Annotated in this window: 17 protein-coding genes; 7 read left to right on the forward strand and 10 right to left on the reverse strand. The window is 34.6% G+C overall.

The genetic code is table 11. The features are described 5' to 3' along the window. Positions 1 to 7 precede the first annotated feature (7 nt). Complete coding sequence (locus KAOT1_RS15120) at positions 8 to 976, forward strand: YheT family hydrolase (RefSeq protein WP_007095727.1); 969 nt, start codon at positions 8 to 10, stop codon at positions 974 to 976. Here KAOT1_RS15120 and KAOT1_RS15125 read toward each other — a convergent pair. Next, the gene (locus KAOT1_RS15125; RefSeq protein WP_007095728.1) at positions 963 to 1,640 is read right to left on the reverse strand and encodes a PrsW family intramembrane metalloprotease; all 678 of its coding nucleotides are present in this window, start codon (positions 1,638 to 1,640) and stop codon (positions 963 to 965) included. The genes KAOT1_RS15120 and KAOT1_RS15125 overlap by 14 nt on opposite strands. A 185-nt stretch (positions 1,641 to 1,825) precedes the next feature. Here KAOT1_RS15125 and KAOT1_RS15130 point away from each other — a divergent pair, with 185 nt between their 5' ends. From KAOT1_RS15130 to nadD, 3 genes are read left to right on the forward strand one after another with little or no spacing between them, the layout of a single operon-like run. Beyond that, positions 1,826 to 2,686, forward strand: coding sequence for a YicC/YloC family endoribonuclease (locus tag KAOT1_RS15130; protein ID WP_157560151.1), 861 nt, complete (start codon positions 1,826 to 1,828; stop codon positions 2,684 to 2,686). After that, entirely contained in the window at positions 2,686 to 3,267 is a 582-nt protein-coding gene (gene gmk, locus KAOT1_RS15135) for a guanylate kinase (RefSeq protein ID WP_007095730.1), read from the forward strand. The genes KAOT1_RS15130 and gmk overlap by 1 nt, the downstream gene beginning before the upstream one ends. Positions 3,268 to 3,272: 5 nt before the next feature. Then, positions 3,273 to 3,854 (forward strand): nicotinate (nicotinamide) nucleotide adenylyltransferase, encoded by a 582-nt coding sequence (gene nadD, locus KAOT1_RS15140; protein WP_007095731.1) that lies wholly within the window; start codon positions 3,273 to 3,275, stop codon positions 3,852 to 3,854. Between the two features lie 487 nt (positions 3,855 to 4,341). On the opposite strand, the gene KAOT1_RS15145 is transcribed toward nadD, so the two are convergent. The 3 genes from KAOT1_RS15145 to KAOT1_RS15155 form a co-directional block, all read right to left on the reverse strand. Beyond that, on the reverse strand, positions 4,342 to 4,731 hold the full coding sequence (locus KAOT1_RS15145) for a hypothetical protein (RefSeq protein WP_007095732.1): 390 nt from the start codon (positions 4,729 to 4,731) through the stop codon (positions 4,342 to 4,344). Between the two features lie 248 nt (positions 4,732 to 4,979). Further along, complete coding sequence (lysM, locus tag KAOT1_RS15150; protein ID WP_007095733.1) at positions 4,980 to 5,489, reverse strand: peptidoglycan-binding protein LysM; 510 nt, start codon at positions 5,487 to 5,489, stop codon at positions 4,980 to 4,982. Positions 5,490 to 6,026: 537 nt separating this feature from the next. After that, entirely contained in the window at positions 6,027 to 6,971 is a 945-nt protein-coding gene (locus tag KAOT1_RS15155; RefSeq protein ID WP_007095734.1) for a hypothetical protein, read from the reverse strand. A gap of 112 nt (positions 6,972 to 7,083) precedes the next feature. On the opposite strand from KAOT1_RS15155, the gene KAOT1_RS15160 reads away from it, so the two are divergent. After that, positions 7,084 to 8,085, forward strand: a complete 1,002-nt coding sequence (locus tag KAOT1_RS15160; protein WP_007095735.1) for an NAD(P)H-dependent glycerol-3-phosphate dehydrogenase — start codon at positions 7,084 to 7,086, stop codon at positions 8,083 to 8,085. A 201-nt stretch (positions 8,086 to 8,286) separates the two neighbouring features. On the opposite strand, the gene KAOT1_RS15165 is transcribed toward KAOT1_RS15160, so the two are convergent. From KAOT1_RS15165 to KAOT1_RS15175, 3 genes are all read right to left on the reverse strand, one after another. Then, positions 8,287 to 8,682 (reverse strand): hypothetical protein, encoded by a 396-nt coding sequence (locus tag KAOT1_RS15165; RefSeq protein WP_007095736.1) that lies wholly within the window; start codon positions 8,680 to 8,682, stop codon positions 8,287 to 8,289. A 106-nt stretch (positions 8,683 to 8,788) separates the two neighbouring features. Then, positions 8,789 to 9,808: a phenylalanine--tRNA ligase subunit alpha gene (gene pheS, locus KAOT1_RS15170; protein WP_007095737.1), complete on the reverse strand. Its 1,020-nt coding sequence runs from the start codon at positions 9,806 to 9,808 to the stop codon at positions 8,789 to 8,791. A 44-nt stretch (positions 9,809 to 9,852) separates the two neighbouring features. Continuing rightward, the gene (locus tag KAOT1_RS15175) at positions 9,853 to 10,209 is read right to left on the reverse strand and encodes a hypothetical protein (RefSeq protein ID WP_007095738.1); all 357 of its coding nucleotides are present in this window, start codon (positions 10,207 to 10,209) and stop codon (positions 9,853 to 9,855) included. A gap of 138 nt (positions 10,210 to 10,347) precedes the next feature. Between KAOT1_RS15175 and KAOT1_RS15180 the strand changes: the two genes are divergently transcribed. Beyond that, positions 10,348 to 10,923 (forward strand): CvpA family protein, encoded by a 576-nt coding sequence (locus tag KAOT1_RS15180; protein ID WP_007095739.1) that lies wholly within the window; start codon positions 10,348 to 10,350, stop codon positions 10,921 to 10,923. A 128-nt stretch (positions 10,924 to 11,051) separates the two neighbouring features. After that, the gene (locus KAOT1_RS15185) at positions 11,052 to 11,483 is read left to right on the forward strand and encodes a hypothetical protein (protein WP_007095741.1); all 432 of its coding nucleotides are present in this window, start codon (positions 11,052 to 11,054) and stop codon (positions 11,481 to 11,483) included. A 93-nt stretch (positions 11,484 to 11,576) separates the two neighbouring features. Here KAOT1_RS15185 and KAOT1_RS23690 read toward each other — a convergent pair whose 3' ends face one another. The 3 genes from KAOT1_RS23690 to KAOT1_RS15195 are packed head-to-tail and all read right to left on the reverse strand — an operon-like array spanning position 11,577 to position 14,300. Continuing rightward, the gene (locus KAOT1_RS23690; RefSeq protein WP_007095742.1) at positions 11,577 to 11,711 is read right to left on the reverse strand and encodes a hypothetical protein; all 135 of its coding nucleotides are present in this window, start codon (positions 11,709 to 11,711) and stop codon (positions 11,577 to 11,579) included. A gap of 54 nt (positions 11,712 to 11,765) precedes the next feature. Next, on the reverse strand, positions 11,766 to 12,527 hold the full coding sequence (locus tag KAOT1_RS15190) for a tetratricopeptide repeat protein (RefSeq protein ID WP_007095743.1): 762 nt from the start codon (positions 12,525 to 12,527) through the stop codon (positions 11,766 to 11,768). Positions 12,528 to 12,530: 3 nt separating this feature from the next. After that, positions 12,531 to 14,300, reverse strand: a complete 1,770-nt coding sequence (locus KAOT1_RS15195) for a BatD family protein (RefSeq protein ID WP_007095744.1) — start codon at positions 14,298 to 14,300, stop codon at positions 12,531 to 12,533. Positions 14,301 to 14,391 lie beyond the last annotated feature (91 nt).

Consider the following 14,391-nt stretch of genomic DNA (forward strand, 5'->3'; position numbering starts at 1 on the left):
AAATAGCATGCCAATAGTTAAAAGTCATTACAATCCACCACATATTTTCAAAAACGGTCATTTTTCCACTATTTATTCCGGATTATACAGAAATGTTTCAGGCGTTTATCAAAAGCGTGAACGTGTGACATTGAGCGATCAGGATTTTATAGATTTAGATTGGAGTTATGCCGCGTATCATCAAAATGTTTCTAAACTTATTATAATTCTTCATGGTTTGGAAGGAAATGCACAACGCGCTTATATTAAAGGAACTGCAAAATTGTTTAATAATAGCGGTTATGATGCCGTTGGAATGAATTTTAGAAGTTGTAGCGGACAACCAAATCGTTTGTTTCGCTCATACAACGCTGGCGCCACCGAAGATTTGAGAGAAGTTATTGAATATATTATCAAAAATTATCCACAATATTCACATATTGTTTTGAAGGGCTTTAGCTTGGGTGGAAATATGTTGTTGAAGTATTTGGGTGAACCTATTCGTATTCCTAAAGAAGTGAAATCGGCAATCGCCATTTCTGTTCCTTGCGATTTAAAAAGTTCATTGACTCAGATGAAACGCTTGGAAAATTATTTGTATTCACGTATGTTTATTAAATACCTTCAAAAAAAGCTTGAATATAAGCATGCTTCTTTTCCAAGTTTAATTACGCTTGAAGATATAAAAGCAGCCAATTCTATGCTGAAAATCGATCATTTGTATACGTCGCGAGCGCACGGTTATAAAGATGCTTTTGAGTATTATATGAAAGCTTCGTCGCGACAATTTATTTCAAATATTAAAATTCCAACACTGCTGATTAACGCAAAAAATGATTCGTTTTTGTCAAAAGATTGCTTTCCTATTGAAGAAGCCGAACAGAACGAAAATTTTTATTTAGAAATGCCAAAATATGGCGGACATGTCGGTTTTTTCACTGGAACTGAAGTATATTACAACGAAGAAAGAGCGCTCAACTTTGCTACTTTGGCTTAAAATTGGAGTTTTGCTGATGAAGTCGTATGGCTTTTTGTGACAGTAACAATCCTACCGCAAGCGACATAAACGCACCAATGGAAATTCCCGGAATGTATTCTATAATAAGAAAGAAATCATAGATTCCGTGAAAAAAAGTTGCCAATCCCAATCCCGTGAGATTGTATTTGACACGGTTTCTAGAAAATTTTGCTTTCCCCATGTAATATCCCATGATAATTCCAAAAGTAGCATGCGCAGGAACTGCCGTAAAAGCTCTGTAAATAGCAACATTTACGCCACCTTGAAACGCATACGCTAAGTTTTCGGTAACCGCAAAGCCCATCGAAACCATAATGGCATACATAATGCCGTCATACGGTTCATCGAACTCTTTGTGGCGTTGTGCAAAATAGCGTACAAAGATGTATTTGCTGAATTCTTCCACCAATGCAATCACCAAAAAAGCTTTGCAAAACTGAATCCAAATGACTTGCTCCTCTAGTTGTGGATAGGTTTGTGAAAAGAATAAATGTGATACCGAAGCAATGAGAATACTACCAATAGCACCAAGCAAAAAACAGATAAATAATAGGTGCCGTGGCTCCTTGTCATATTTATCGCTGTAATAAATATAAACTATAATGAGTAATGCAGGCGCAATAGATAATAATATTAACGGCATAGGTAGTTTTGTCAAAAATAAAAAAACGAAAGATAAAATGAAGGATTTCTAGTGGTTTATCGCGGAAATCCTTTCTTAAAACTTTAAATAGTTACAAAATCGCTTTTTTTGTAAAAGTCTCGAAAACATACAGAATAGCCTACAATAAACAGAAGCTTTGTCGCTAATTTTATTATTTTTGCTGCATGATAAAGTCTATGACAGGATTCGGAAAGTCTGTAGAACAACTTCCGACAAAGAAAATAACTATTGAGCTCAAATCGCTGAATAGTAAAAGTTTGGATTTGAATGCTCGAATTCCTTCTTATTACAGAGAAAAAGAATTGGCAATGCGCAAAACAATTGCCAAAACCTTGTTGAGAGGAAAGGTTGATTTTTCTTTGTATTTAGAGATGACTGCGGAAGAAACTTCTACCGTAATCAACAAAGCTGTAGTACAAGAATACATGCACCAACTTCGCGATATTGAACCCAATGCTGATGACGTAGAGTTGTTGAAAATGGTAGTTAGAATGCCAGATTCATTAAAAACAGAACGCGAAGAAATAGACGAAAAAGAATTTGAAGTCATTCAAAAAGCATTGCAACACGCCATTTCTCAATTAGACGAATACCGAATTGCAGAAGGAAAAGTACTTGAAACAGACTTTTTGTTACGTATCAATAATATTTCAAGTTTGTTGCAACAGGTAATTGATATGGACAGTGAACGAATGGCTTCTGTAAAAGACAGATTGCGTCGCGCATTGGATGATTTGAAAGAACAAGTAGACGAAAATCGTTTTGAACAAGAACTGATTTACTATTTAGAGAAATTTGACATCACGGAAGAAAAGGTTCGTTTGGCAAATCACTTGGATTATTTTTCAAAATCGTTACATTCTGCAGATTCTAACGGAAAAAAATTAGGTTTTATTTCACAAGAAATTGGTCGTGAAATCAACACGATAGGCTCTAAATCTAATTATGCGCCTATGCAACAATTGGTTGTTCAAATGAAAGACGAATTGGAAAAAATTAAGGAACAATTGCTAAACGTATTGTAATGAAAAGAGGAAAACTGATTGTATTTGCAGCTCCTTCTGGCGCTGGAAAAACCACTATTGTTCATCATTTGTTAGGAATACCTGAATTGAACTTGGAGTTTTCTATTTCTGCGGCTTCTCGCGAAAAGCGTGGCAATGAGGTTGATGGAAAAGATTATTATTTTTTATCTCCGACAGATTTTAGACAAAAGATTAAAAACAAAGAGTTTTTGGAGTGGGAAGAAGTATATCCTGAAAATTATTACGGAACATTACAAACGGAAGTTGATCGTATTTGTGACGCAGGAAAGAACGTCATTTTTGATATTGATGTCGTTGGCGCATTGCGCATTAAACGAAAGTTCCCCGAAGAAACTTTGACTGTTTTTGTAGAACCACCACATATCAACGAATTGATTGTTCGCCTGAAAAATAGAAAAACGGAAAGTCAAGAAAAAATTAATATGCGTATTGCCAAAGCGCCTGCAGAAATGGCAAACGCGCCGCAGTTTGATGTGCGTATTATGAATGATGATTTGGATAAAGCAAAAGCAGAAGCAGAACGTATTGTTGCTGCCTTTGTAGGAATTGAAAAAGCGTAATTCGGATGAAAATTGGTTTGTATTTTGGTACGTTTAATCCAATTCATATTGGACATTTGACCATTGCCAATCATATGGCAGAATATAGCGACTTAGATGCTATTTGGATGGTGGTGACGCCGCATAATCCGTTTAAAAAGAAAAGTTCTTTGTTGGATAATAATCATCGCTACCAAATGGTAATGATTGCAACAGACGATTATCCAAAAATTAAGCCAAGTACTATTGAATTTGATCTACCTCAACCAAATTATACGGTAAATACATTAGCTCATTTGCAGGAAAAATATCCAAAGTATGAGTTTTGCCTGATTATGGGCGAAGATAATTTAAAAAGTTTGCACAAATGGAAGAATTACGAAGTGATTTTAGACAACCACGATGTGTATGTGTATCCACGAATTTCAGAGGGAACTGTGGAGCATCAATTTACCGATCATCCGAAGATTCATCGTGTGGCGGCTCCGATTATGGAAATTTCTTCTACATTTATTCGAAAAGCCATTAAAGATCAGAAAAACATTAGACCTTTATTGCCGCAGAATGTTTGGGAATATGTGGATGAGATGAATTTTTATAGGAAGTAGGTTTTTAGACTGCTTTGCTTTTAGATTTGTTAGACTTCTCAGATTTTTAGGTATGAGGTTGGTTGAAATATCTAAAAACGTTTTGAAAATTATAGTTTTTTACCACGAATTCACGAATTGTTTTTCTTCTTCTCTTTGCTTTGATTATTTTCACGAATTGTTTACTGTTGTGGAAAGTCCTTTGAAACGTCTTTACGAGGTAGTATGACGAAGTAATCTGTTTGTTAGGTTTCCGTTCTCAATACTCATATCTAAATACTCAATACTTTTTTACCACGAATTCACGAATTGTTTTTCTTCTTGTCTTTACTTTGATGATTTTCATGAATTGCTTACTGTTGTGGGATGCTGAATCGAGTTCAGCATGACGAAATTGTTGTATACGATTTAAGGAACAAAAAGCTTGTATTGTATATTCTTAATAATCTGTGTTTAGCATCTCAATACTCATGACTAAATTCTCAGTACTTCCCAACCACAAACTACCTTAATTGTCAATCTTAGTATAAAGGTATTCTTCATCTTTATCCATATCCGCTAAGACCAAAATTCCGTCGTTTCCTTCGTTGACACCTTTTAATTCGTAACATTTAGAGAAGAAACCTTCATTGTCTTCTATTTTGATAAACAACGAACGATATGTACTGTTTTCATCACATTGTGTAGAAATTGTATAGTGATATTTTTTGTGTTCTTTATTGGCATAATAATCCTTACAGATACCATTTTGAAGAAATTCTAATTTGTATTCAGGGTTTTCCTGAGAAACCCACGCACCTATGATTTCCTTTTTAGGCATTACAAAAGAGGTAATTCCCATAAGAATCAATAATAGTATAGAAAGCGGAATGATAATTAGAGGACGATAGCTCTTCATAATATTGGTTTCTTTTAGATAGGGCAATATTAGAAGATTTTCAGGGTACCACACAAGGGGAAAAATCCCCTTTTTTGTAGGTTTTTAACTTATATTCAATAAAAGAGGCTGTCTAAAATGTGCTTTAAACGTCATTCTGGGCTTGATCCAGAATCTCATCGTACTGATTATCAAATGTTATGAGAAACCGAATCAAGTTCGGTTTGACGAAATCTTTACTTTTTAGACAGCCTCTTTTATTGTTTTTATTATTTATCTAAAGAAGGAATTCGTAATACTTGCCCTGGATAAATTAAATTTGGATCTTTTAACATTGGCTTGTTTGCCTCAAAGATCACTGGATATTTCATTGCATTTCCGTAATAATGTTTTGCAATTTTTCCTAGTGTATCTCCTTTGGCAACCGTATGAAATTGTGCTTCTGGTTCTTTGTGTTCAACTTCCATTCGGTCATCAACCATTGCAATTCCTTGCGTATTTCCAACTACTAGAACTACTTTTTCTTTTGTAGCTTGATCGTGTGCTTTTCCTGTAATAATAGCTGTATCACCTTCAAGTGAAACACTTAAATCTTCTACATGTAATTCTAAATCGCCAATTGTTTCTACAATTGATGCTTCGGCTTTGGCTTTTTCGGCAGCAACTGCTTCAGCATGTTCCGCAGCAGCTTCAGCGGCTTTTTCGGCAGCTTCTTCAGCAGATGTTTTTCCGCCAAATAGTTTTGCTCCAGCATCTTTGATAAATGAAAATAATCCCATAATTCTTTACTTTTTTTATTATTAATGAAGTTTTTTATTGTGTTGTTAAAGTACGAAAAGTCCAGCGATTCACAAAAGCTCAGCAGTATTTCTGTAACTTTACGATGTATTGCATTATTGTTCGATTTATAGCTTTAAAATATCGTTGCAGTTTGGAAATTTTCAGCGAAATGATGAATCGTGTTTTTTGGGGAAGATTTAAAAAATCAAAATACCTGTAGTTTTATCTTGAAAGTGAAGAAATTCACTAGAAAAATTTAGAAGATTCCGTCCTGCGACGGAATTAATTCAACGTACACTTTTGAATGCGTCTTTCAGACTTTTCTTTGCTAGTAATTTGAACATGTGAAGCAATTCCATAAAAAATACTTGAAATCATTTTAAGAGATTCCGTCCTGCGACGGAATTAATTCAACTCACTTTTGAATGCGTCTTTTCAGACTTTTCAAAAGTGAGTTTCATTAAAAAAAGAAACAGTTTTTACACAAGTGTAAAAACTGTTTCTAAACTAAATAACCAACCAAAGTCTTTATATGTTTATTTCTTAAAGTCGTCCTTGTTGAACTTCTTATTGATAATCTTTTTACGTTTTTTGTCAGTCTGCTTCAACTTTGTAGAACTTCCATCTGTAGAAGAACGTAAATACTGAATGTATCCTCTACCTTGAAATTCGTATGTTGTTCCAGAATCTGGGTGAAATAATTCTATTGTTCCGTCATCTATAACGTTCAATTCAAAGTATTCATTGTCTAGGTAATCATAATCTAATGTTAAAACTTTTGCGTACGGATCGCCTTCTACATCGTACACCGTATAAATTCCTTCGTAATCGTAGACTAAATTTGCAATTGGTGTATCTGGACTGTCTGTAGATGATAAGAACGTATCATCGTTTCCACCTGCTAAAAAGCTTAAAAAGTTTTCATCATCAAACTGATTTAACATTCCTGCCTGACTTGTATATACTTTTTTCCAAGCTGTAAATTCTTGTAATAAATAGTGAATGTTGTCATAGAATACAAAGTCATAATCAAAATTTGATCGCTGATATCCTGTTAAGTAATAACTTGTGTTTGTAGAAGTATCTACCAAACGAATTCTATTGATTCCTAACTGATCTACACGCAGTGGATAATATCCGTCAATGTCGTGATCGATATCTACAAAATCAAAATCAGTTCCGTAAGCTCCAACGTCAATTCCGTAACCGTTTCCATTGTTTCCTATTCCTGAAATATTGTTGTTTGCATATAAAGTTCCATTAATAAATGAAACGGTAAATGCTCGTTGTAAAAATGGTACTTCTCCATTTCCTGTTGTTTCGTTAATATTTACATACCACAATTCATACGAGCTTAATAATTGATTCAACGTAATGCTTGGCTCGTCTATAATTGGGTCTTCTACAATAACTTCTGTATAACATGAAGTCATTACAGAGCTAAATAATGTAATTGCTAAAAGTAATTTTAAAGTCTTCATAAGCCAATCGTTTTAATGTTGATGCTTAGTTACTTTCAAAACGTATGCCAAAAAATTAAACTCCTGATTTTCAATACTAAGATCACAACGATATTTTGCGTATTTTTGAAGTATGGACAAAGAATTAAAATATGCTGTTTTTGGTGCGGGAAGTTGGGCAACTGCCATTGTGAAAATGCTTTGTGAAAACCTGGATGAAATTGGTTGGTACATGCGAAGCGTGTATACAAAAGAACATTTGCTAAAGGAACAACACAATCCAAGTTACTTAAGTTCGGTAGAGTTTGACACTGATAAACTAAAGTTAAGCAACGATATTAATGAAATTGCCAGCTATGCAGATGTATTAATTTTTGTGATTCCATCTGCGTTTATTTATGGTGAGTTGCAAAAATTAACAGTTGATATTACAGATAAAACTATTGTTTCTGCTGTCAAAGGAATTATTCCTGAATCGGGATTGTTGGTCGGAGAGCATTTTCATGATGTGTACAAAACTCCTTTTGAAAATATTGCTGTAATTGCTGGACCTTGTCATGCAGAAGAAGTTGCCTTGGAACGCTTGTCGTATTTAACGATTTCTTGTGCCGATCAAGAGAAAGCACAAGCGATTGCTGATAAATTATCGAGCAATTACATCAAAACAAAAATTAGTGATGATGTGATTGGTACAGAATACGCTGTGATGCTAAAAAACATCTATGCCATTGCTGCGGGAATTGCACACGGATTGGGTTATGGAGATAATTTTCAAAGCGTATTGATGAGTAATGCTATTCGCGAAATGAAACGTTTTATCAAAAAAGTCCATAAGATGAAACGTAACATTAACAATTCTGCTTATTTGGGCGATTTATTAGTGACAGGCTATTCTGTTTTTTCTCGAAATCGCATGTTTGGAAATATGGTTGGAAAAGGTTACACGGTAAAATCTGCACAAATGGAGATGAATATGGTTGCCGAAGGTTATTATGCCACCAATAGTGCATATCTGTTGAATCAGAAGAATGAAAAGAAAACCAATATGCCTATTATTGACGCAGTGTATGCAATTTTGTATCAGAATAAAAATCCGAAGAAAGTCTTTAAAAAATTGACAGAGAAGTTGGATTGATTAATGATTTTATTTGATGATTTGAAAATGTGTCAATTTGAAAATTCATTTTAAAGAAAAATCCAAATTCTCTCAGAAACAGACTATAGTACCAAGAGCGAAGCGATACTAAAATACCAAAAGGCGAAGCCAAGTCTAAAAGCGCATAGCGCGATCTAAAAGCATTAGCGAGTCTAAGAGCGAAGAAAGTCTAAAAAAAGTCTATTTCACTAAAATCCCCGTAGTTTCCATCAACGGAAGCGGACGAAAAGCATTGGTATTAATCGTATTTTTTCTGAACAGATATTTTTTGTCGTACATCTTGTTTCCTTCAAAGAACGTCACGCGAAATTCATTGTTGAGTGCCAATACATCTTCTTGCATCCATTCTGCTTTTGCATACGATTTTGCAGGTAGTTTTGCCAATTTGTGACGCATCGTAGACGTTTCTCTTTTTTCATCATAACCGCGAGAAACAATGAGAATCATCTCCAAATCTACCTCTTTATCATTGATGATGTACGCGTTCCAATCGTCCGTTTTGTAGATTTCGTTGTATTCTTGTACAACTGCCATATACACGCCTTCTACTTCTGGAATTTCAATATCTTTTTTCATAGTATTTGTCGTTCATATTTCGTCTTTGCGAAACTTTTGAAGAAAGTTGTAGCAATCTGTTTCTAGAAAAGCTGATTACTTCACTATGCTCGTAATGACAATTCGATTATAACGCCGATTTGAATTGCTCTAAGAAACGCACATCATTTTCACTTAACAAACGAATGTCGCCTATTTGGTGCAATAACATTGCAATACGATCAATTCCGACACCAAAAGCAAATCCTGAATATTCTGTTGGATCAATGCCACAATTAGTCAATACATTCGGATCAACCATACCGCAACCACCAATTTCCAACCAACCTGTTCCTTTGGTAATTTTGTGATCGGTTTCCGTTGCCAATCCCCAATACACATCAATTTCTGCACTTGGTTCTGTAAACGGAAAATACGATGGACGCAAACGAATTTTTGACTTCCCAAACATTTCTTTAGTGAAGTGTTGAAGTGTTTGTTTTAAATCTGCAAAACTAACTTCTTTGTCTATATATAATCCTTCAATTTGGTGGAAAAAACAATGCGAACGCGCCGAAATTGCTTCGTTACGATATACTCGACCTGGAGAAATGGTACGAATTGGCGGTTTATTATTTTCCATATAGCGAACTTGCACCGAACTTGTGTGCGTGCGTAATAAAATATCTGGATTTGTTTGTATAAAAAACGTATCCTGCATATCACGTGCCGGATGATATTCTGGAAGGTTCAACGCCGTAAAGTTATGCCAATCGTCTTCAATTTCTGGACCTTCAGATACATTAAATCCTATACGAGAAAAAATATCGGTAATTTGATTTTTTACTAATGATATTGGATGACGTGCACCAATTTCCATCGGTTGCGCAGGACGTGTTAAGTCACCATAAACGCCTTTTTCTTCCGCTTTGTTTTCTAAAGCTTCTTTGAGTGCGTTTACTTTTTCCTGAGCAGCCTCTTTTAATTTATTAATGGTTTGCCCAAATTCTTTCTTTTGTTCATTTGGAACATTTCGAAACTCCGCAAAAAATTCATTTAGTAATCCTTTTTTTCCTAAATATTTGATTCTGAAGTTTTCAATATCTTCTTTTGCTTGTGTGGTAAACTTTTCTACCTCAGCAATATGTTCCTTGATCTTATCTATCATGACGATATTTTGATTTAGCTTGCAAATTTACACAAAAAACTCACTTATTGAATGTATTCCTTTTCTAAAAAGTAATTGACAATGGCTTCTTTCATCAAAACGGTTTGTTCACCTGCTTTTAACGTTGGCAATTCTTCCTTGAATTTGTAATGCGGCCAACCATCATCATCAAAGTAATCAAATTCGTAGTAACCGTAAGGTTCAAGCAATCTACAAATAGCAATATGCATTAAGTTTACTTTGTCATCTTTTTTAAAGTTTCTATGAATTTGCCCAAGTTCCTGAACACCAATTAAATATATAATTGAATCCAAATCAAGCGTATCGCCTTCTGCAAATTGAAGCGTCAATTTTTCTACAACCGTATTCCATCGTTCTTTTAATTGTTCGTCTCTTGCCATGTTTCCTGCATTTCAGCTACAAAGGTAATTAACGTTGGCTGATATCCTTATTTTTCAACTGAAATTATAGCGGAAAGCTTTTAAAATGCAATAATTCACTCTGAATAAAAGTTCTATATTTGTTAAAACTCGATTTTCATGAATTTTATAGATCTCATTTTAGGCGGGATGATCGTAGCAGGATTTGTACGCGGATTGATGAAAGGACTTTTTGTAGAAGTTGCTTCACTCGTTGCCTTGATTGCCGGAATGTACGGAGCCATTCATTTTTCATATTACGCAGGCGATTTCCTAAAAGAAAGCTTTGAAACTTGGGATGAGAAATATATCAATTTAGCCGCTTTTGCCATTACTTTTATCATTATTTTAGTGCTGATTACCTTGGCAGGAAAACTGTTGACAAAGATTGCCGATTTTGCTGCACTAGGAATTTTAAATAAACTTTTAGGTGGTGCTTTTGGCGGATTGAAAATGGCAGTAATTGCTGGTGCCGTATTGATTTTCTTTGATAAAACCAACAATACCATGGAGTTTGTAGAAAAGGAAAAGATTGAAGCTTCTGTGTTGTATGAACCTGTAAAAGAAATTGGCGGTTTTGTGTTTGCTTTTGTGTTGGAAGAAACAAATACTGACATAGATTTGGAAGAAGAAAAACAACGCGACGAAGAACGCCAACAAAACGATTTGCAAGAAATTGAAGAAAACGAAAACTAATTGTTATGTGTGAAAAATGTGTAGATCCTGAAATAAGGCATTCTGAAGAAAATGATCTAAAACCGCTTCAGAAAAAGCTAAATACAGCTTCTTTGAAAGGGAAAGTCAAAAAAAGAAACACGAAATAAATGCTTCCTGCTACGACTACCACAACTCCATGTGTACATTGTGCTCCTTTTGCAAAGAAAAAATTTTCTTCACAGGAAGATTTTATCGCTTTTGAAAAAGAGTTGGAAGCAAAATGTGTTGACGGAACTTTTATCCGTATTGTCAATGCTGATGAAACCGAAATGCCTTCTTGGCAGTCTACATATCAATGTACATTTTGTGAAACTGATTGGGAATTGGCTATTCCTGAAGGAAAGATGCGCGGTTATTTTTTACCAACCGATCAGGTTTCGCAACCACAGCAGAATAATAACAACTATTATTTTAATATGAAATCAAGCAAAAGAAGCCCAAACTGCGGTTGTTGTTTAGGAATGATCTTTTTACTGATCTTGCTAATTTTGTATATATTATGGCAATTCGTTGACTTTTTGTTTGATTTGATATTCTAATCCACAAAAAAAAGTTGCAAAACTCAATGCTTCACAACTTTTACCATTTGTTATATTGTTTTAGTTTGTAACTGAGAAAATCGGTTATAAATTTCAACCTTCTTCAAATTCTACAATTTCCGTTTCAGAGGTCATTCCTGACATGCTTCCGCCTTTTATCTGTGTTATTTGCGAAACAATAGAAAGTTTATTTTCGATTTCGATTTGTTTGAGACTACGCTTTTTCATATCTGAGTTTTTTAATCATATTTTACTCAATATAAGCATAATAACTATATTTTTCTACAACTCGTTTACATCTTCAGAAATAATCCAACCAATTTTTCCATCAATAAGTTGAATTTTTTTCCAGTTATCAACCGTATCTAATACTTGTACTTTGGTTCCTTCATGCAATACAAAAACCTCATCGCTTCGTAAGTTTGGTTCCGATTTTACTGTAGTTTCTTTTGCAAATACAATGGCAGGACGATCTTTTTGTGCTTTTCCGTATTGTTGATAAGCAATTGCAACGGTTCCTATGATGAATAGAAACGCGAGAAAACTAATTAGAAAGTAAATCCTCTTTTTTAATGTTTCATACGCAAATTGATACAATAAGAATGATATCACACATAAAAAACCACAAAAAACCGCAATCCACGCCCATTCGTTATAGGTAAATGTTCCTGTGATGTTTCCGATGAATTTGGAAAGTTGTGTTTTTGGCAATGGTTCTATAGCATCAATTGTCATATTATTGGCAAATGCCAAATTGTTTAGGATGTCTTTATCATCTGGCGAAAGCTGTAATGCCTTTTCAAAATAGTACACACTCGGACCAATTTCGTTGCTTTTGTAATATGCGTTTCCAAGATTGTAATAGATAGCTGCGGAATGATTTCCTGTTTCTAAAATTGACTTGTATTGTGCAATTGCTTCCGCGTAGTTTCCATCGTTATATGCTGTATTCGCAGACTCAAACAAAGCTGTATTATCTTGTGAAAAAACAAGCGTACAACTAGCTACGAACACGAGAAATAAATAAGTGATCTTAGTTTTCATCTGTTATTTTATTTGTTTATCTATTTGCGAAATGGTTTCCACCGATTTTTCGTAATCTTTATTAATCGTAACATCAGAAGCTGGTGTATAACGTGCAAATTCACAACTTTCTAGTAAGCTGATAAATTCCTCAACGGTTGCTGGTTTTACACTGCGTTCTGTGAGTAATTGGTGTATTTTTTCTTTGCTGAATTCCGAAGTTTCTATGCTGAGTTTTGCACGTAAATAATTGTGCAATGCTCTTTCTAATACTTCGTAAAACGCTTCTTTATCGCCTAATTTTCGTTTTGCTTCTGATAAGTATTTCTTCGCCAAACGATTTGCTCTACGCGTTTTGCTTCCTTCGATATCATTGTCAAACGCTCGCTTTTTTCTTCTTACAATTAAAATGATTGGAATAAAGATAAACGGACAAAGTAGTAAAGCGTAAAAAAGGTTTGATTTGAAAAAATCTTCTGTTACCATCGGCATTAAGTTTGCATCCGTTTTTAAGAATCTAAACTGCGAACCGTTGGTGGTAATGAGTTGTTTTTGTGTGGTTGTATTGTTGTCAGTATTATCGGCTGTAGCCGTATTTGCTGGACCATCTACCACATCAATGACAATTTCGTCAGATCGTAATGTTTTGTATGTTTTTGCTTTTGGATCAAAATACGAGAAGGAAACACTCGGAATTGGATATTTCCCTTTGTATTGTGGTACTACTGTGTAACTGTCTGAAATTTTCCCTTGCATTCCCGTAATTCGTGTGGTGACACGTTCCGTAAATTCAGGATCATATACTTCTAACGAACTTGGCAGTTTTAATTTTGGTAGTTGAAATAATTTTAGATTTCCTTTTCCTGAGACTTCTATTTTTGCTTGAAGCGACTCAGAAGCATTTAACGACGTTTTGCTAGTTGTAACTTGAAAGTCAAAATCTCCAACTGCACCAGCAAAATCAGCAGGTTTTCCAGCTTCTGGCAAGGCTTTTACATTGACTGTTCTTCGTGCTGAAGATAGTGTTTTATGAACCGTTTCGTAACGTCTTCCAAAAACATCTCTACGTTGCGTTGGCACCGAGACTTGTACATCTATTGAAAAGGGTTCAATGACTTGTTTACCCGTTTTTTGCGGATATAATACGTAACGTTTTAAAACTACATACGGATATGGTTCACCTTGATATGTTCCGTTTTGTGCTTTGAGACGTGTTTCAAGATTTTGGCTCCAAAAATTATTGAATGTTGGTTTTCCCAATTCCCTATAATCATTAACATTAATGCCAGGTTTTACATAGAGTTTGTATGAAACTGTAACAGGTTCGTTTAGATAAGGATTTCCATTCGAAATTTCTGTCACCAAATGAATTCCTTCAGAAACTACATAGTCAGCATTATTTCCATCTTTTGGTTTGGCTACTGCTTTTGTTACCTGAACTTTTACAGGTAAGGTTTTATAAATTTGTCCTTCAATTTCAACTTTTGCCTGTTTGATGGTAAATGTTCCTTCTGCTGTTGGCTGTAAAAAATATGTATATGTTTTTGAGAACGAACGCTTTCCATTGTTCCAAACATGATTCATAGATTGTATGGGACCGCCAGCGACGCGGAATCCTGTGAATTTTGGCGCAGTAAAATTATCGCCATCTCTATCCATTTTAAAGTCTACACGCAAACGCTCATTCACGCCCAATTTCTTTTTGCTCACTTTGGTTTCAAAAGTAACCTGCGCAGTTACAATACCTGCAAATAGCAAGAAAATGATAGTTGATATGTATGCTTTTGTTTTCATGTATGCGAACGAACTTTTTATCGTTTTTTATATATAATAATTAGTATATAATTATTTAAAATTACTATTAGTTGTCAGATAGTTTTACAAG

It is taken from the genome of Kordia algicida OT-1, assembly GCF_000154725.1.
In the GTDB taxonomy this organism is placed as follows: Bacteria; Bacteroidota; Bacteroidia; order Flavobacteriales; family Flavobacteriaceae; genus Kordia; species Kordia algicida.

Coding starts and splice junctions, on each gene's coding strand:
- KAOT1_RS15120 (WP_007095727.1), top strand. CDS start 8: ATGCCAATAGTTAAAAGTCATTACAATCCACCACATATTTTCAAAAAC.
- KAOT1_RS15125 (WP_007095728.1), bottom strand. CDS start 1,640: ATGCCGTTAATATTATTATCTATTGCGCCTGCATTACTCATTATAGTT.
- KAOT1_RS15130 (WP_157560151.1), top strand. CDS start 1,826: ATGATAAAGTCTATGACAGGATTCGGAAAGTCTGTAGAACAACTTCCG.
- gmk (WP_007095730.1), top strand. CDS start 2,686: ATGAAAAGAGGAAAACTGATTGTATTTGCAGCTCCTTCTGGCGCTGGA.
- nadD (WP_007095731.1), top strand. CDS start 3,273: ATGAAAATTGGTTTGTATTTTGGTACGTTTAATCCAATTCATATTGGA.
- KAOT1_RS15145 (WP_007095732.1), bottom strand. CDS start 4,731: ATGAAGAGCTATCGTCCTCTAATTATCATTCCGCTTTCTATACTATTA.
- lysM (WP_007095733.1), bottom strand. CDS start 5,489: ATGGGATTATTTTCATTTATCAAAGATGCTGGAGCAAAACTATTTGGC.
- KAOT1_RS15155 (WP_007095734.1), bottom strand. CDS start 6,971: ATGAAGACTTTAAAATTACTTTTAGCAATTACATTATTTAGCTCTGTA.
- KAOT1_RS15160 (WP_007095735.1), top strand. CDS start 7,084: ATGGACAAAGAATTAAAATATGCTGTTTTTGGTGCGGGAAGTTGGGCA.
- KAOT1_RS15165 (WP_007095736.1), bottom strand. CDS start 8,682: ATGAAAAAAGATATTGAAATTCCAGAAGTAGAAGGCGTGTATATGGCA.
- pheS (WP_007095737.1), bottom strand. CDS start 9,808: ATGATAGATAAGATCAAGGAACATATTGCTGAGGTAGAAAAGTTTACC.
- KAOT1_RS15175 (WP_007095738.1), bottom strand. CDS start 10,209: ATGGCAAGAGACGAACAATTAAAAGAACGATGGAATACGGTTGTAGAA.
- KAOT1_RS15180 (WP_007095739.1), top strand. CDS start 10,348: ATGAATTTTATAGATCTCATTTTAGGCGGGATGATCGTAGCAGGATTT.
- KAOT1_RS15185 (WP_007095741.1), top strand. CDS start 11,052: ATGCTTCCTGCTACGACTACCACAACTCCATGTGTACATTGTGCTCCT.
- KAOT1_RS23690 (WP_007095742.1), bottom strand. CDS start 11,711: ATGAAAAAGCGTAGTCTCAAACAAATCGAAATCGAAAATAAACTTTCT.
- KAOT1_RS15190 (WP_007095743.1), bottom strand. CDS start 12,527: ATGAAAACTAAGATCACTTATTTATTTCTCGTGTTCGTAGCTAGTTGT.
- KAOT1_RS15195 (WP_007095744.1), bottom strand. CDS start 14,300: ATGAAAACAAAAGCATACATATCAACTATCATTTTCTTGCTATTTGCA.